We start from the raw sequence: 16,389 nt of genomic DNA, 5'->3' as shown, positions 1-16,389 counted from the left end.
GGCGTTATCACTGGCGTTGGTGTTATCACTGGCGTTGGTGTTATCACTGGTGTTGGCGTAGGGGTTGCACTACCACCAATTGGTGTTGTAAGAGTAATAAAACCATCGATATGTGTCTCAAAGCTTCCTGTATTCAATGCCTCAAGATTACCTAACACTATATTTCCATCAATATGTCCACTCTTAGCTGAATCAATATATAAGGTTGCCTTTGGAGCCAGTACAGAACCCTTTATTGTACAAGTAGATGTTGAAACACCACCTTTAATTGAGGTTGCATCAGGAAAATTCCATATAATCCGATCTGCTGCAAAGGTTCCTGATGTTCCCAACGGCTCAATATTAGGAAGTTCTACATCTACCCCTGTAACATTAACCAAAACAATAGAGCTAGCTGGTACATCAATGGTAATGGTAGTAAATTTTGACATTGGTGATTTTGCAATCTCCGTATTGCTATTGTCAAGCTCTGAGATTGCTGTTGGATCTAAATTAAAAATATTATAGACCGCATCTGTTCCTTTAAAGGTAATCGTTGAATATTGTGCTGTCACCGTTCCGTTTGCCGGCACACTTGCCCATGTTGACGACAAATTCATAAAATATGTACTGGCTGCTGCAAAATCAATATAATTATCTTTTATAATGGGTGCTGCCACTAATGCAGCCTTTTCACTTGCTGTCAGTCCATCATGCTGAATATCAATATTACTATAGCCCTCATTCACTGACGTACTGCTTACTGCAATAATACCTTTTTGCATCTTTACTCCATCTAAATTATAATTACCATTTATGTACAAATCCGCCCTTGTTCCATCTACTGTAAGCTTAGAACCAATCGTGTAACTGGAAAGGGTTGCATTTCCTCCAACAGCAATCCTGCCCTCACAATCTGCAAGGCTCTTATTCATATTCCCTAAAATAAACAAGTTATAGTCTTTTGCAACACCAAAGTCAAAATCATCCTCTGAACCTGCATCGGTAAAGGTCTTATTTCCGATAGTAAACATAACTAAAACAAAAATCAACATAATACAAATATTCTTACGCTTCATAAAATTCCTCTCTATCTTTTTTCTGTTCTTAATACCTCATAGTTTATTGGATAGATATGGTATTGTCAAGAAATTTTTATTTACATTTTTAAACTTTAACTAAAATAAAGATGTTGTCACTTATGCAACACCTTTATTACTATTTTTTAATTAAAACCATTTTTTCTTTTTAAATATTATGATACATATCAAGCATATGATAATACTTAATGTAATGACATAAGGATATCCATATTTCCAAGAGAATTCTGGCATGTTCAGATTCATTCCATACCATCCTACAATTAAGGTAAGTGGCAAAAAGATAGTTGTCACTACAGTAAAAATTTTCATCAGATTATTCTGCTCAATATCAATCTGTGCCTGATAAGCTTCCCGAACCTGTGTAACATAATCCCGCAGACTTAAAACCTTAGCGAAAAGCCTGTCAATTCGATTATCCAGAATACGGAAATAACGCAGTTTTTCATTTGATATCATATTGTTCTCGTTTTCTACAAGACCTTCAAAAATATAATTCAACTGTTCATAATACTTTTTCAGCCGTAATAATTCTCTGCGGTATTTAATAATAATAGCAGCATACCCTTTTCTAGTACACGTAAGCAATTCATCCTCTGTTTCTGTAATACTTTCTTCTAGTTCTTCTAAACAATCAATATCTCCCTTTATAAGTTCTGCAAAAAACTCATAAAGAATATGTTCATTATCTGTTCCTTCCTTTAATAGCTGCTGTACTTTATGAAAGCACCGAACTGTTTCACAAAGGAATATCAACTTATTTTCTTCATAATAAATAATAATCTGGGCAGGTTCCCCACTTTCTTCATGAATGTCATACCAATCAAAAGAAATCAAAATAAACTTTTCATGGCTCTCAAATTTATCCATCTGTCTGCTTCTTATTGTTTCCACAATTATTTGATTCATATATTTTGTAAGTTTATCTAATTCATTTAACATATATATCTTTTCTAATGTATTTTTCTTCTCCATTATTTCACCGTCCATACCAGTTTCCTGAATATTTGTAATTAGCATGTGTTCATACTTATTATATGTTAAATCAACGGAACCATTCTGTCAAATCTATATATTCTATCTTCATATATCTTCAAAAAGTTATTTGCTATCAAGAAAAAAAGTTCCTTTTTCTATTAATAATGACATTCTGTGATATGTTTATCCAAATACTTTGTAAAATCGTTGTAATGAAACGTAACATGCATAACTCGTATTGTTATCTAGGTTAATCAATACTATAATAATGGCACATGAAAAACACCAGCATATTACCAGCTTAGAGAGGAGTGGCCTAATTGTCATCGCAGGAAAAAAAAGTGCTTCACTATAATTACAATAAACTTTTAGGTAAAATTAAAGAACTTTATGGGACACAAGAAAAATTCGCCTTAGAACTGGGGATTGGCAGGGTATCACTTAGCCAGCGGCTAAATTGTAAGTTAGAATTTTCCCAGCAGGAGATCAGCAGATCCATTGATTTGCTTGGCCTAAACAAAAATGATATTCCGCTATACTTTTTTACAGAAAAATAGGGGGAGAGAATTCTATTTTTCTCTCCCCCTAAAATGAACCTACATCTGTGCGTTAAATAAACTCTTTAATTTGTATACAACATCATCTGAATCTGCATTAATGCTTGCCGCCTCGTTTATTTGTGAAAGTGTTTCTAATGCTTCAATATCTGCGTTATACCCAATTGTATATACTGGAATCTCTAATGCCTTCAAAATTCCCTTGATTGATTTCAGTTTATAACCTTCATTTGTTTCACCATCACTGAGCACAAACATCATAAGCTTTGTATCTGGATTCGTTTCTTTTGCCTTCAGTAACATATCCATTGCTACCAATACCCCGTCATAGGTTGCTGTTCCACCAGCAGCACTCATATCTGTAACTGCTCCAGTAAATAAGGAACGTTGGTTCAAATCAAACTTAGCAATTGGAAGATTAATGGATACACTGCTGTTATAAGTCACTAATCCAATGTAGTTATCTGAATTAATATATTCTGCTCCATTAATTAAAGAATTCTTTAATTCCATCAATGGTTCTCCGTCCATACTGCCTGAAGTATCTGCCACAAAAACCGCTGTAACAGGACGGCCTGAATCTTTGCTTTCCTTCCACAAATCCTGAGCCTCAATTAGAATATCACCTGAAAATTCTGGTAAATCACTTTTATAAGTGTCTAGTTGGTTAAATCCATATTTATCAGCTAATTTCTGATTTGCATCATTTAAGCAATAAGAAATAAACTCCTTTAAAATTGCCTGCTTTTGCTCTGATAACTTTCCAACTGAATAAATAGGATTGTCATGCCTTACTCCAAACGGTGTAAATTCATATTTTTTCAAATCGGTAGAATTCTTATAGGTCTGATATTCCATAATCAGTCCATCTAAAACCCCTGACTCTACTGCTTCCCTCATTTGCAAAGTAGTGTATGCTACAAAAGGTACATTTAACTGAAAGCTTTCAAAGCCGTCCATTGCCTGAATACTTAGTGGATCGGTTTCATCGTAAGCACATAAGGTAGAAATTAAAAAGTTGAGTCCTGTAGAACTTGCGAATGGATTGGTATATCCCATGGCAATTTCACTTTCTGCTGTAGCCTGTGCAATTGTTTTAATTGTTATTTCACCATACTTTTGAATTAATTCTTCCTGTTTCTTCTTAGACAATAAAATTCCTGCCACATTACCAGCCAGCTTTTTCTCTTCAAGTTGAATTGCAACACCTTTATTTTCAATCATAGCGCCCCACAGTTCATTTGACGGTGAAAACGCATCTGGTAAATACTTCCCTGAAACAATGTAATCCATAGCCATACCAGATGCTATAGACCGAATGGAGACTGATGCAGTTTTTCCATTTACTTTAATCTTTTCTTTATTAAATGCTTCTGCTACATCATTCAACCATCCATCATTACCCGTACCACCCTTTTCAGTTGATACAAATATTTCAATGCTATCCTTTGTGTTTGCTGTTACACTAAGTGGATACTTATCAATGCTTGGAAGCTCTTCCTCCAGATTATTTCCTCCTAACTGAACATTTGCCTTTCTGGCTTCAACTTGTTGTGGATCTACGTCGTCCACCATTTTTTCCAGCTTCTTTAATGCTGTATCCGTACTAATCTCAGATGATGTCTTTCCCCAATTTTTAGTGACGGTAAGCCCCACATAAAGTGCTAAAAAAGAGAAAATGCCAATTGCAATAAATGCTATGTATTTGTTTTTCATATCTGTTCTCCTTGCCATTCTATAAATTTATATTACTTTTCATATTTTTGTTCCAAATCTGATATATCATCCTCTCCCTGACGAAGTTTTTTCATCGCGATCACTGTACCTTTGATAGAATCCAGTCCAGCAATTCCTCTTCCACCCTGTTCTCCCAGCTTGGATACTTCAATGAGCAGATTATCAAATTCCAGTAAAATAGTTTCATTCTTCTCAAGCAAATCCTTTACATATAATATATGCTGCTGATACAACTGGTATTGTGCATAATAAGAATTGTTCTGCTCTCCGCCTTTTGCCTTACCAGCGGCCTTCAGCTTATTGTATTCTGCCTCATCAAAGATAGCCAGTCTGCACAGAATTTTCTTAATATTTTCATACATCAAGTTATTAGTATCTAGAACAACCTGACTAAGCCCATTAAAATCCTCCGCTGATTCCTTTAAGTTCTGATAAAGTACCCCATCCAGAACTTCCTTTTTTCGTAAAATCCGCTCAATCTGACTAATTGCCTGGTTAATCTCTTTTAAAAAAGTAAGTCTGTTCCGATAACTCTCCAATGCCTGTACATAGTCCTCTGGCTCTTTTAATTGGTCCATCGTAAAACCATCTTTTATTGAATGAATAAAAAGCAACCTATAATTTCCGTAAAAAAAAGCTGCTATACTCATTACCACTACTGTAATACTAAAAGCAACAACCGCTGTGTTATAACTAAAAATTGAGCAGCCTAGAAGCCCTTTAGAAAATACAATTACATTTACCCCGACAATTCCTGCATTCAATGCGGATAATTTCATTATTTGCTCCTTCTGCATTTTCTCCTCACCTCTTTTTGAATAATCAATATATAAATTTTACTTGATAATGATATTCTTGTAAACAAAAAAATGAAGCTGCCGTAAAATAAACACTTCCAGTCTATTTTACAACAGCTTTTTCTTTCTAATTAGGATTATTTTACTATACAGAAAACCGGTTTGCTTCCTCCCCAAGGCTTACTGCAATTAATCCTGTGCTTTCTTCCGCATCTTGAATCTGATTAATGATTGTTACAAGTCCAGTAGTTGAATTAGCTACCTCAGAAACTCCAATCGTACTCTCTTCTACAGCCGATGATATTCCATCAAATGAGTTAACAATACTATTAATGGTATCTTTAGCCTGTCTTGCCTTTACAGAAAATTCCTCCACCATACCATTTATTTTAACTGCGTCGTCTTGATACTGCATACCATTTCTAATAAACTTATCATAATCAGCAATAATTGTATTGTGAATAAATTCCAAAATTTCTTCTGCACTTCCTGCAAGCCCTTTTACTGCATCCGTTACATCCTTACTTAGCTGCTGTATACTATTTGCTGTATTTCTGCTGCTATCTGCCAACTGTCTGATTTCATCTGCAACAACAGCAAAACCTTTGCCGGCTTCCCCAGCCCTTGCTGCTTCAATTGATGCATTTAGTGCAAGTAAATTTGTCTGAGAGGAAATTTCCAAAATTTCATTGGTTAATGTATCGATACCAGCAACCTTTTCGCTGTCCTTCACAGATTTCTTTATTGTATTACTAATTTCTTCAATCATACGATTTGTATCATTTTTGCTTCCCACAGCTTCCTTCTGAAGCAGTTCTGCTCTGCTTTTCATTTCTGATACAAAAGACAGGCTGTTCTCAGAGCGGTTTGAGATATCAACTACATTTTTTTCTGCATTCGCTGCATCCTCATTCACATGAACAATAGTAGCAGAGACTTCTTCCATACTTGCTGCCAGTTCTTCCATAGTAGCTGAAATATTGGATACATTTTCACCAGCTGTGAACACCTGAGATGCCACAGTATCTACAGACGCATACAACGCATCTGATTGTTTCACAATGCTTTCAATTGTTTTATGAAGCATATCCAGAAAAATATTAATACCTCCAACCAACTGAGCAATTTCATCCTGGGTTTTAATTTCAATGCGCCTTGATAAATCCAACTTTCCTTCCTGCAAACTGCTTATCAAAATATCCAGTTCCTTTTTTGCTTTAGTTGCTGGCTTGATTACACCAGTCAATACAATTCCGGCAAAAAATAACGTAACTAAAATAATAACTACTACCAGTCCATTAATCATCGCCGTATATCGCATTGCTTCGTTGTCCAAAACAGTTTTGGAATCAGCCATATTGGCATCACTCTGCTCTTTCATTCCTGATAAATGCATATTCAGAGTATCCCCCATGTCTCTTGCCTGATCCATCAGTGTCATTATTTCCGTTTCTGAACCACTATTGTTTTTTAACTGAACAATCTGATCAAACAAAGCCAAGTACTCATTTACAGCCGTTTGAAATTCAGCCAGCTTAACCTGTCCCTCTTCTGGCACTCTGCTGATAAAATTAGTTAATGTAGTCTGAACTTCTTCTGTTTCCATTTTCAGACTCTCTTCCATCATCTGGCTGTTCATATTCTCATCTTGAAATACATAATCAAATAATTCCCTTTGAATTGCTTCCATGCCACTGGTCAGCACAAAAATATCATTTAAATCCTGATACTTATCTTCAGTAACTGCTTTTACTTCTTGCTTTATTGCAGAATTGTTCATATATGCGCCAACCGTGTATGCAATAAGAACGCATACCTGCAATGCAAAAATAGAAAATAATTTGGCAGCCAGATGTTTTTTCCAATAACTGCTTTTCACCCTTTTACTCTTCTTTTTTGCCATCTTTATTCCATCCTTTTTGTTTTATCTATTACTACTTTTTATATATCGACGGTTTTCGTTAAAAGATGACACTTAATATAATATTTTTTACAAAATACTATTTTTGTAATAATGTGCCTGTTTTTCAAACATCCTCTTATATTTTCCATCCAACTTCATTAATTCGTCGTGAGTGCCTTCCTCAATAATTTCTCCATTTTCAAACATGTAAATACGGTCTGCATCTCTCGTAGTTGAAAGTCTGTGAGAAATAAAAATGACAGCAGCATCCTTTGCACACTCCATCATATTTTTAGTTAAAGTATGTTCTGCAAAGGGATCCAAAGCACTGGATGGTTCATCTAAAATTGCAATTGACATTTGATTTGTTTTTGCAAACATTCTGGAAATGGCCACCTTTTGAGCCTCTCCGCCTGACAACATGGTACCCTCTTCGTTAAATTCCCTTGTCATTTCCGTATCAATTCCCTTAGGAAGCCGGTTAAGCTTTTCCGTAAAATCTGCTTTTTCTAACGCCTTTTCAATTATTGTGCGATCCTGTTCATTGGCGCAATCCATTTTAACATTATCTGCCAGTGAAATGCCATATAATTGATAATCCTGAAAAACCGTTCCAAAAATATTTCTATATTCTTCTGTTGCAAAATTACGAATATCTTCTCCCCCATAACAAATGCTTCCACTTGTTACATCATATAAACGCATCAATAATTTAATAAAGGTAGTTTTTCCTGCCCCGTTTTCTCCTACAATAGCAACCCTTTCACCTGGCTTTATAGCCATGGAAATATTACGTAATGTATCTTTATCGGCACCATCATACCGGAAAAACATATTTTTTATCTCCAGGACTGCCTTTTCCTCTGGAATCTTTTTGCTGCCAGCTGCCTTTTCAATTTTTATTTCATATTCAATAAAACGGCGAAACCTTTCAGCAAACTGGCCAACCTTTTGAAAATCCACTAGTGCATAGTTTAAACCATCCAGGTTATTTCTCACTTCACCTTGGGCATTATTCATTGCTGCTGCATCACTTAGTCCAATACTCATTTTTACCAGAGCCAGATACCCCAAATACATTGGTACAAAGAAAAAGGAGAACATAGTAAAAACAACAATCCAGTTAATCAATGATAAGATTGCAATCTTTCTTCCTGCAATTCTTGCCTCATCTGTAATCTCATCAATGGCTGCTTCAAACTGCTTTCTAAGAGGAATTTCGATATTTGATAATTTAATTTCCTTGGCATATTCTGGCTGGTAAAATACCCTCTTAGAATAATCTGCCTTCCGCATCACTTTTTTTCGTACAATCTCATACTCATATTCCAGCTTTGTAATTTGAAATCTTGTAATCATATTAATGAAAAAACCTGCAACTGGAAATATGGCAATAAGGGGGTTTATTGTCATGATAAGAGCCCCCAGCGCCAAAATTGTTGTCATTGTTCCAATAATTCTTGCGGTACTCATCACACCATTTATAATCATTTCCTCTGCCTGAGAAGCAGCAATTACAAAATCATCAAAATACTTATTCTGATCATAACAAATTAAATCTATGTCTGCTGCTTTTTTAATAAAATCAGCCTGAATCGATCCAGCTATTTTTACAAATCTGGCTCTTGCATAATTGTCCGTTAGCAACTGTACTATCTCACCAATTTCAACAAAAATCATACCAATAAGAACAAAAATCAGTGACTCCCTTAAGTTTTTATTGGTGTCTGATAATATTTCTATGAACATTTTTAGAAATAAGCTGTCAAATAAAGCATAAACCAACCCACAAATTGTAAATGCAGAAAATACTAGTACTACTAACCACTTATCCAGCTTCATTGCATACTTTAATACAAATGTGATATTACTTAACAAGCGCCTGACTGTCAATTTTTCTTTTCTATCACTACACATGGAGTTCCTCCCCCACTCTACTTTGATTTATATAATTTTCTGGCACACTCTCCTGGTAATTTTGTGCCTGCAATCGAAACATTTGTGCATAACTTCCATTTAACTCTATTAATTCATTATGTGTTCCACTCTCTTTTATCTTTCCTTTTTCCAGAAAATAAATTTTATCAGCTATGCGGGCTGATGACAACCTGTGAGATATAAAAAATACGGTTTTTCCTTCTGAAACCTGCATCATATTATGGTACATATTATACTCTGCAATCGGATCAAGAGCACTTGACGGTTCGTCCAAAATTACCACATCAGGATTCTTTGCAAATACTCTGGCAATAGCAATTTTTTGAGCCTGCCCTCCAGAACAGACAAAACCATCCTCATCAAATTCTTTGGTAATCATGGTATTAATTCCATTTTTCAAAGACTGTAACGTGTCACCAAACTGGGCTTTTCTTAAAGAATCTATTACTAACTGCTTTTCTGCCTCTGATTTTGGTTCCTTCATCAAAACATTTTCCCCTAATGGAAGTGCAAAAATCTGCAAGTCCTGGAATACGGTTCCGAATCGGCTGTGATACTCTTTCGGCTCAAATTCTCTGATATCACACCCATCCGCTATAATTTTCCCTTCTGAAACAGGGTATAATCCCATTAAAAGTTTAACAAGAGTCGTTTTACCTGCACCATTTTCCCCTACTAATGCAATGTGTTCTCCCTTTCTTATTGTAAAGGTTAAATCATCAATAACCTTACTCTTTCCTCCCTCATATGTGAACGAAACATTATGAAAGGAAATGTCACCTATCAATCCTTGTATTTTTTTAGTTCCTCCATCGGTACTTTTAGATTGATATTCCAGGAATTCTTTTAAGTTGTTCATAAACAGACAACATTTCCCAGCTTCTATTCCGTTATGTACCGACTCTTTTACCTGCCACGACACAAACCCAATGCCAGACAGCATGGCAACATATGCTCCAATCTTACTTTCACCTGTAGTCTTAATTACATAGGTTACATAAATATAAGTTCCGAAAAGCGTCATTCCCACAAAAAATACAATACGTATAAACTGATAGAATGCTATTTTTTTTCTGTACTTTTTATGAATCTGGTATCGCTTTTCATAGCTTTCTTTATGCTTTCCAAACAGAATATTTCTTATTTTATAAAGGCGGATTTCACCAGCATACTTTTTTTCATAAAACACCCGTTTTACATATTCCATAACCCGCAAATCATAGGTTTCTTCCTTTCTAAGCTGATACTCCTGCTGGTTTTCTTTTACACCAAATGCAAATGCCCCCAGGACAGGTGGAAATACAAATATAATAAGTACTGGATCTACCCTCGCTATAATGAGAAGTGCTGCAAGTGCGGACATGGCTGCACCCACTGACCTTGTTAAATTACTTAGCCCATCCATGGCTTTATTTAGACATTCATCAAGACTTCTTGAAAATTTGTCATAAAAATCTGGCTGCTCGTACCTGGTTATTTCTATAGTAGTTGCTTTTGTAATTACTTTGTCAAAAATATATCGATATACAATGGGTGTTTTTAACCGGATATTATACGTGTAGAAGGCGGAACCAATATGTATGCAAATATGAAGAAGACAAAAGATAATAACTACTTTTGCTAGTTGGCTGTATGGACTTTTCTTTTCTATGCACTCATAAATCTTCTGTGTCATATAGACGAAGAAAAATGATACAAAAATCTCCTCTGAACAGTTTTTATAAAATGAAAAAATCACACAACCTTTATCTGCTTTCCAGATCGTTTTAAGCAAATACTTCATACTTTCCGCCATATTCATTTCTTTTTTCTTTTTTTCCAAACTTTTCCCTCCTGTTGATATTATAGTCTCTCGGAATCTCTAAGCCAGTAAATTCAAGGCTTTCAAATTCCTTTTTTATTAAAATCCCCCACTTTTTTATCAAAAAACACTTGACAACTTCATCGAAAAATGTGCGCTTCGCGCTCTTATTTATAAGATATTTTTTGATTGGAGGCGATTTTTATGTTACCTGTTAATTCTGGCGGCCATTCCGCCTATCAAGATTTTCTTTTTGAAAATCTTCGTAAATATTATCCTGACCCTAATTCCATTGCTCGTTCCACATGGGATATTATCGAACGCTTTTGGAATCTTGATTTGTCCTATACCGATGTGTTCATGAAATCGAAATACTCTGTCTTTGGCCCTAAACCAAGGACTCCTTCCTGTATGCAGCGTTCCTACCTGCTATCGATTGCGTTCAAAGTATCCTCTTTAACTGATTGGGCTGCCCAGCTTAAAATCAACCCTCTCTATGCCATTCTTAGCGGCTTTGCATTTGGTGACACTCCGGGAGTTGGTACCTTTTATGACTTTCTTTCTAGACTATGGGATTCTGATGAGAGCCATCTTTCTTCCCATATTCATCCTTTAAAAACAAAAGTTAAAAAACCAAAAACAAAAGGCACCAAAGCGGATTCGATTGAAAAAGTTACGGTTGAACAGCTTCTTCCTGAACTAGAAAATACCATATTTAACATTGATGAACAGCCTTATGGTTCCTTATTCAAACTATATAAATCAGAATTCCTCGATTTGTCTGTTTCTAAGGGACTTATTAATCCTAAATCCCTTGCTTTAGCTGGTGATGGTACTCCAGTTATTACATCTCACAGAGAACGCAGGCATCGTATATGTGACTGTTCCACTAAAGGTATTACTGACTGCAAATGTGATAGATATTTTTCCCAACCTGATTGTGATATCGGTTGGGATTCCTCACGTGACTGCTGGTATCATGGCTACGATTTATATATGCTTGTTGCCTCTGATTCTTACAGTGATCTTCCTGTATTTCCCTTGTTATCACCAGCTTCAAAGCATGATTCTCATGGTTTTCTTCATACCTTTTTCAGAATGAAAAATTTCCTGCCTGACTACAAGGTAAACAAACTGCTTCTTGATTCTGCTCATGATGCAATGCCTTATTATGAATACTGGAAACGGGGAAGTAATCTTCCTTACAAAAACGACTTTACCATTGGTAAATATGGGGTTCCTATCTGCCTTGCAGGTCGTCGCATGAACCATGATGGCTCTGAGCCTTCGAAATATCGTATCAAATTTAGATGTCCTCTTGCCAGTCGTAAATACGGATGTTCCTGTGAACACCCATGTTCAGAATCTAAGTATGGACGAACGGTTCATTTAGCAATGAAAGATAATCCAAGATTGTTTAACATACCGCTTCGTGACAGTGAGGAATGGAAGCTTGAGTACAATGCAAGAACTTCTACTGAACGCTCTAACAAGCGTGAGAAATTAGACTTTAAACTAGAAGACGGCAGACACCGCTCAACTAAGATGTGGTACTGCCGACTCTATCACATCCTGATGCTACAACATCTGGATGCATGGGATTTGCCTTTTGAATCCGCCCTACAAAAGTTGATTCGACAAGCAGCATAATCCAAAGACTATTATATCTTAATTTCTTTGACATAGCAACAGTTATGTCTATTTCTTGTACCCAATTTTTCATTTCATGGATAATATTTACTTTTCAAAGTGCATTTGCCAGCATAGCTAGCATGATCACTCAAGATTCCGAGAGATCATTGTTTTTTTATTCTAATTTTCCTTCTTATAAATTAAATAAAGATGCCTATAAATAAACACTCGGTAACTTATAGTAATTGACATTGCTATAAAAGTGAATATCATTACCCATACAATAGTTTTATCATTTATTATATTTGCTCTTACTAGCCATCTGCTCAAAAGCACTCCTATTAATCCAAATCTTGCTGGCTTAGATAATGGATTATCTGCCAAATACGATATGCGAACAAAATATGTACGTAACAACCTATAAAATAAAATTACTATAACAAATGCTCCGATATATATACTAACAAACTCTCTTATAAAATCTGTACTTAATAAATTTTTATCTGCTAGATTTATGCCTAAATAAAGGCTATGTGCTAATACAGCAACATGAATCATCACTTCAATTGCTACAATAATCCTATATTTTCTCATTTCTCCAAAAGAAACATTTCTGCTTAAGTCAAAATGTTTCTTATATATTATTAAAAGAGTTAAAAATACAATGCAAATAACAAGTTGTAAAATACGATTGTTTCTAAGAAATATGCAATACAAAATACAGCAAATTAAATCAAGAAATGCCGTTGCCCAAAATGCACTTTCTTTGGTACGCATTCTTGTTACAATATTATCTTCATATTCTGCTATTATTTGTTTCCATACATACAGTTCTCTTAGATCTTTTGGTACCTTTTTATTGGGAAACAATATATTTATTATTTTAAAATCCATTTAGTTTTTCACCCTTCGTCCTCTATTTGTGTTACCACTGAAATTGATATTCCCACCAATCTTCAAGATCATCCATCTTATCGCCAATAAAATCAGATGTTTTTGCCGCAAAATATGATGCTCCATAGCCAATTATTGCACTAGCCCAAAATGAAAACTCTATTGGTAGTGTTGCAGTCACCGCACCTACAGCCAGTGGCACCCCTACCAACCAAACTGCCACACCAACATCTTGTATCACATCATCCCAATCCATTCCTTCATTTATAATACTATCATAGGCAGCACATCCTACTTCCACTGCACTAATAAGATACATTACTCTGTTTCCAAATTTACTCACTTTCTTTTCCAGTTCTTCTGCACTCTTTGCCACACTACCTGCCCCATAAACCTCATCACTATACTCTTGGATTGCATCACTAACCTTATAGAATTCTTTCTGTCTCTTCAAGTACAATTTATAGGAGGAAGAGTTTACACTCACCTTATTTTTACTAACAAATGCACTGCTTCTGACATAATCCTTTTCCATATTATTTAACTGCTTATACAATCGGGAAAGCTCTTCTGGCTTTACACTTGCAGCTGTTTTCTTAAATGCACTCTCTGCCTTTTTCGCATAGTCAGTGCAAAAACCTTGCCAAAATCCTTCTCCTGTCTTTGCTTTTCCCTCCCATGTCCCTGCATTAGCATCATAAAAAATCTTTAACTCCTTTAAAAGTTCATCAAACACACTGGTATCTACTGTACCATCATTATTTTTCTGTAATTCCTTTACAAACGCTATAATTTCCTGATTCGTTCTGTCTCCCGATTCGACAAACTCCTGTACTGCCAGGAAAACCGCCATATCACCAAACTGAAAGCTGTCTTCCAGTTCCAGATTAATGCTGTCAACATAATAATCATCCACCATTTGTTCTCTAAACTCAATCGTCATATCATAATTTGTTTCCACAAACAATTGATTTATATATCCGCATAAATAAGTGTCCCTTTCCTTTACCCTGTCCACATAGCTAAGAAAACATTTCCCAATCTCTTGATATCTTACCTTCTCAATATCCAACTGATTTGATAATTGTAACACTTTGTTTTTTATAATATTTCTATCACCAGAATGGGTTGTTAACTTATTCAAATACTGATTTGCATCTTCTAGTTTTTCTATAATTTTATTAATATGATAAATATTGCTATCCGTTGCTTCATTGTAAAAACTATCTGCCTGTTTATTATGTAACATAATATCGGTATCGCTCATATGCATCCCCCTGACAATCTAATCTAATAACTGATCTCTCTCTTCCATAAGCGTATTTCCTGTGTGATAAACTTCAACTAAACAATACTGAAATAGAATCAGCTCCGAAATTTTCTGATAATATAACTCGTGCCATTGATTATACTGTTCCAGGAAACTATCCCATGTTTTCTAATTATCCTTCTTATAAATTAAATAAAGATGCCTATAAATAAACACTCGGTAGCTTATAGTAATGGAAAATGCCACAAAAGCAAATATCATTACCCATATAATAGTTTTATTATTTAGAATATTTAACCTTATCAATAGTCTGCTAAAAACTGCTGTTATTGCAAATAGAACAAACGTTCCAGGCCTTGATAAGGGATTATTTGATAAATTAGCAATAAAAACAAAGTACTTGCACAAAACCCGATAGAAAATCAGCACTACAATAAATACGCTCAAAAAAACACATATAAACTCTCTTTCAAAATCAGTTACTACTACATTTTTATTAGCAATATAACATCCCAAAAAAATACAGTGGGCAAGTATCCCACAATGAATCATGCTTTGAATACTTATAAGAAACTTATATCTTTTCACATCTGTTTTTGTTTCATTTCTACTCAAATCGAAACATCTCATATATAGTAACATAAAAAGTACTAATATTAAAATAACGACACTTTGCAGAATACGGTTATTTCGTAGATAGATGCCATAGCCAATACCACATATCAAATCAATAGGAATTACCGACCAACGACCTCTCTTAATTTTATCTACGCTCATTATAGTATAGTTCTCATATTCTGCAATTATTTGCTTCCATACATAAAGTTCCCTCAGATCTTTTGGAACCTTCTTATTAGGAAACATTAAATCCAATAATCTGAATTTGGTTCTATTTTTGTTCATCGACTTCTCCTAATCTATGTTCTTACTATGTCAAATAAAAATATCGAAGCACAAGAATACCATAAGCCACTTTAATAGGAATATATAGCATAAGAAAAACAAATACCATTATCAGTATAGATTCATTAAAAACATGTGCTCTAACCAAAATTTGCGAAACGCTTCCAACAATTATAAAGATGGTATAACTTTTTGCATTTGAACCAGGTTTTTTGATAAAATTTATTGTTCGGTTAAGATTTAAACGAAGAATCCTGTAAAACACTACTATCGTAAAAAAATAAATTACGTAAAAAAATATAAAAAGACTCCCTATACTTTTCATAGTGTTATTAAATTTTTTTATAGAAATAATATACATAAAAAACATTCATAATAGTAAAATGGATACATGTATATAATTATCGATATACATATGTATTTTATATTTGTTCTTTAATTTATTAAGACTCTCTTCGCATTTTTTCATATGATAGTAAAAGCAAAACATGGCAATCAAAATTGGACATGAAGAAATTACTATCAGTAAGACATGGCTTTTAAACAAAAAACAATACAATAAAGTACACATGATATCAATAATGTATATACCCCATATCTTAATCTGAATCTCTTCAATAACACTATGATAATAATCGCTAATTGCTTTTTCCCATACAATAAGATTATTATTACTATTATTTGATATTTTTCTATTTGGAAACAACACATTAACTATACTGATATTTTTTCTTTTTACCATGACACATACTCCCACCAATCTATTAAATCATCAATTCTTGTACGAACATAATCCATAGTAATCACTGCAAAAACACTAACCCCAATACTTAAAGCAAAACCACCCCAACCTGGTAATGTTACAACCGCACCTACAGCCAGTGGCACCCCTACCAACCA

At 34.6% G+C, this 16,389-nt stretch carries 13 protein-coding genes; 2 read left to right on the top strand and 11 right to left on the bottom strand.

Going from position 1 to position 16,389, the window contains the following annotated elements:
* Positions 1 to 1,058, bottom strand: a 1,058-nt coding sequence (locus BM305_RS19055) for a choice-of-anchor A family protein (protein WP_092560387.1), incomplete at its 3' end; no start/stop codon positions are given.
* A 150-nt stretch (positions 1,059 to 1,208) separates the two neighbouring features.
* Positions 1,209 to 2,069: a magnesium transporter CorA family protein gene (locus BM305_RS09080; protein WP_177214651.1), complete on the bottom strand. Its 861-nt coding sequence runs from the start codon at positions 2,067 to 2,069 to the stop codon at positions 1,209 to 1,211.
* A 308-nt stretch (positions 2,070 to 2,377) separates the two neighbouring features.
* Between BM305_RS09080 and BM305_RS09075 the strand changes: the two genes are divergently transcribed.
* Positions 2,378 to 2,614 (top strand): DUF739 family protein, encoded by a 237-nt coding sequence (locus tag BM305_RS09075; RefSeq protein WP_242940505.1) that lies wholly within the window; start codon positions 2,378 to 2,380, stop codon positions 2,612 to 2,614.
* A gap of 39 nt (positions 2,615 to 2,653) precedes the next feature.
* On the opposite strand, the gene BM305_RS09070 is transcribed toward BM305_RS09075, so the two are convergent.
* From BM305_RS09070 to BM305_RS19050, 6 genes are all read right to left on the bottom strand, one after another.
* Entirely contained in the window at positions 2,654 to 4,330 is a 1,677-nt protein-coding gene (locus BM305_RS09070) for a vWA domain-containing protein (RefSeq protein WP_092560385.1), read from the bottom strand.
* A gap of 32 nt (positions 4,331 to 4,362) precedes the next feature.
* Entirely contained in the window at positions 4,363 to 5,130 is a 768-nt protein-coding gene (locus BM305_RS09065) for a hypothetical protein (protein WP_143099152.1), read from the bottom strand.
* Positions 5,131 to 5,293: 163 nt separating this feature from the next.
* A complete protein-coding gene (locus tag BM305_RS09060; protein WP_092560383.1) occupies positions 5,294 to 7,051 on the bottom strand; it encodes a methyl-accepting chemotaxis protein in 1,758 nt (585 codons plus the stop codon).
* 87 nt (positions 7,052 to 7,138) lie between these two features.
* Positions 7,139 to 8,968, bottom strand: a complete 1,830-nt coding sequence (locus BM305_RS09055) for an ABC transporter ATP-binding protein (RefSeq protein ID WP_092560382.1) — start codon at positions 8,966 to 8,968, stop codon at positions 7,139 to 7,141.
* Positions 8,961 to 10,811, bottom strand: coding sequence for an ABC transporter ATP-binding protein (locus BM305_RS09050; protein ID WP_242940504.1), 1,851 nt, complete (start codon positions 10,809 to 10,811; stop codon positions 8,961 to 8,963). Before BM305_RS09050 ends, BM305_RS09055 begins: the two co-directional genes overlap by 8 nt.
* Positions 10,756 to 10,914, bottom strand: coding sequence for a hypothetical protein (locus BM305_RS19050; protein WP_177214650.1), 159 nt, complete (start codon positions 10,912 to 10,914; stop codon positions 10,756 to 10,758). Before BM305_RS19050 ends, BM305_RS09050 begins: the two co-directional genes overlap by 56 nt.
* 80 nt (positions 10,915 to 10,994) lie before the next feature.
* Between BM305_RS19050 and BM305_RS09045 the strand changes: the two genes are divergently transcribed.
* On the top strand, positions 10,995 to 12,440 hold the full coding sequence (locus tag BM305_RS09045) for a hypothetical protein (RefSeq protein ID WP_092560381.1): 1,446 nt from the start codon (positions 10,995 to 10,997) through the stop codon (positions 12,438 to 12,440).
* A 162-nt stretch (positions 12,441 to 12,602) separates the two neighbouring features.
* On the opposite strand, the gene BM305_RS09040 is transcribed toward BM305_RS09045, so the two are convergent.
* From BM305_RS09040 to BM305_RS09030, 3 genes are all read right to left on the bottom strand, one after another.
* Positions 12,603 to 13,316 carry a hypothetical protein gene (locus tag BM305_RS09040; RefSeq protein WP_092560380.1) on the bottom strand — a complete coding sequence of 238 codons (714 nt, stop codon included), beginning with the start codon at positions 13,314 to 13,316 and terminating at the stop codon, positions 12,603 to 12,605.
* A 31-nt stretch (positions 13,317 to 13,347) separates the two neighbouring features.
* Entirely contained in the window at positions 13,348 to 14,583 is a 1,236-nt protein-coding gene (locus BM305_RS09035; protein ID WP_092560379.1) for a hypothetical protein, read from the bottom strand.
* Positions 14,584 to 14,754: 171 nt separating this feature from the next.
* Positions 14,755 to 15,489 (bottom strand): hypothetical protein, encoded by a 735-nt coding sequence (locus BM305_RS09030; protein WP_092560378.1) that lies wholly within the window; start codon positions 15,487 to 15,489, stop codon positions 14,755 to 14,757.
* Positions 15,490 to 16,389: the final 900 nt, after the last annotated feature.

It is taken from the genome of Anaeromicropila populeti (assembly GCF_900112775.1).
Taxonomy (GTDB): Bacteria; Bacillota; Clostridia; order Lachnospirales; family Lachnospiraceae; genus Anaeromicropila_A; species Anaeromicropila_A populeti.
The sequence above is the reverse complement of the archived record's forward strand: the minus strand, read 5'-3'. Positions and strand labels throughout refer to the sequence as shown.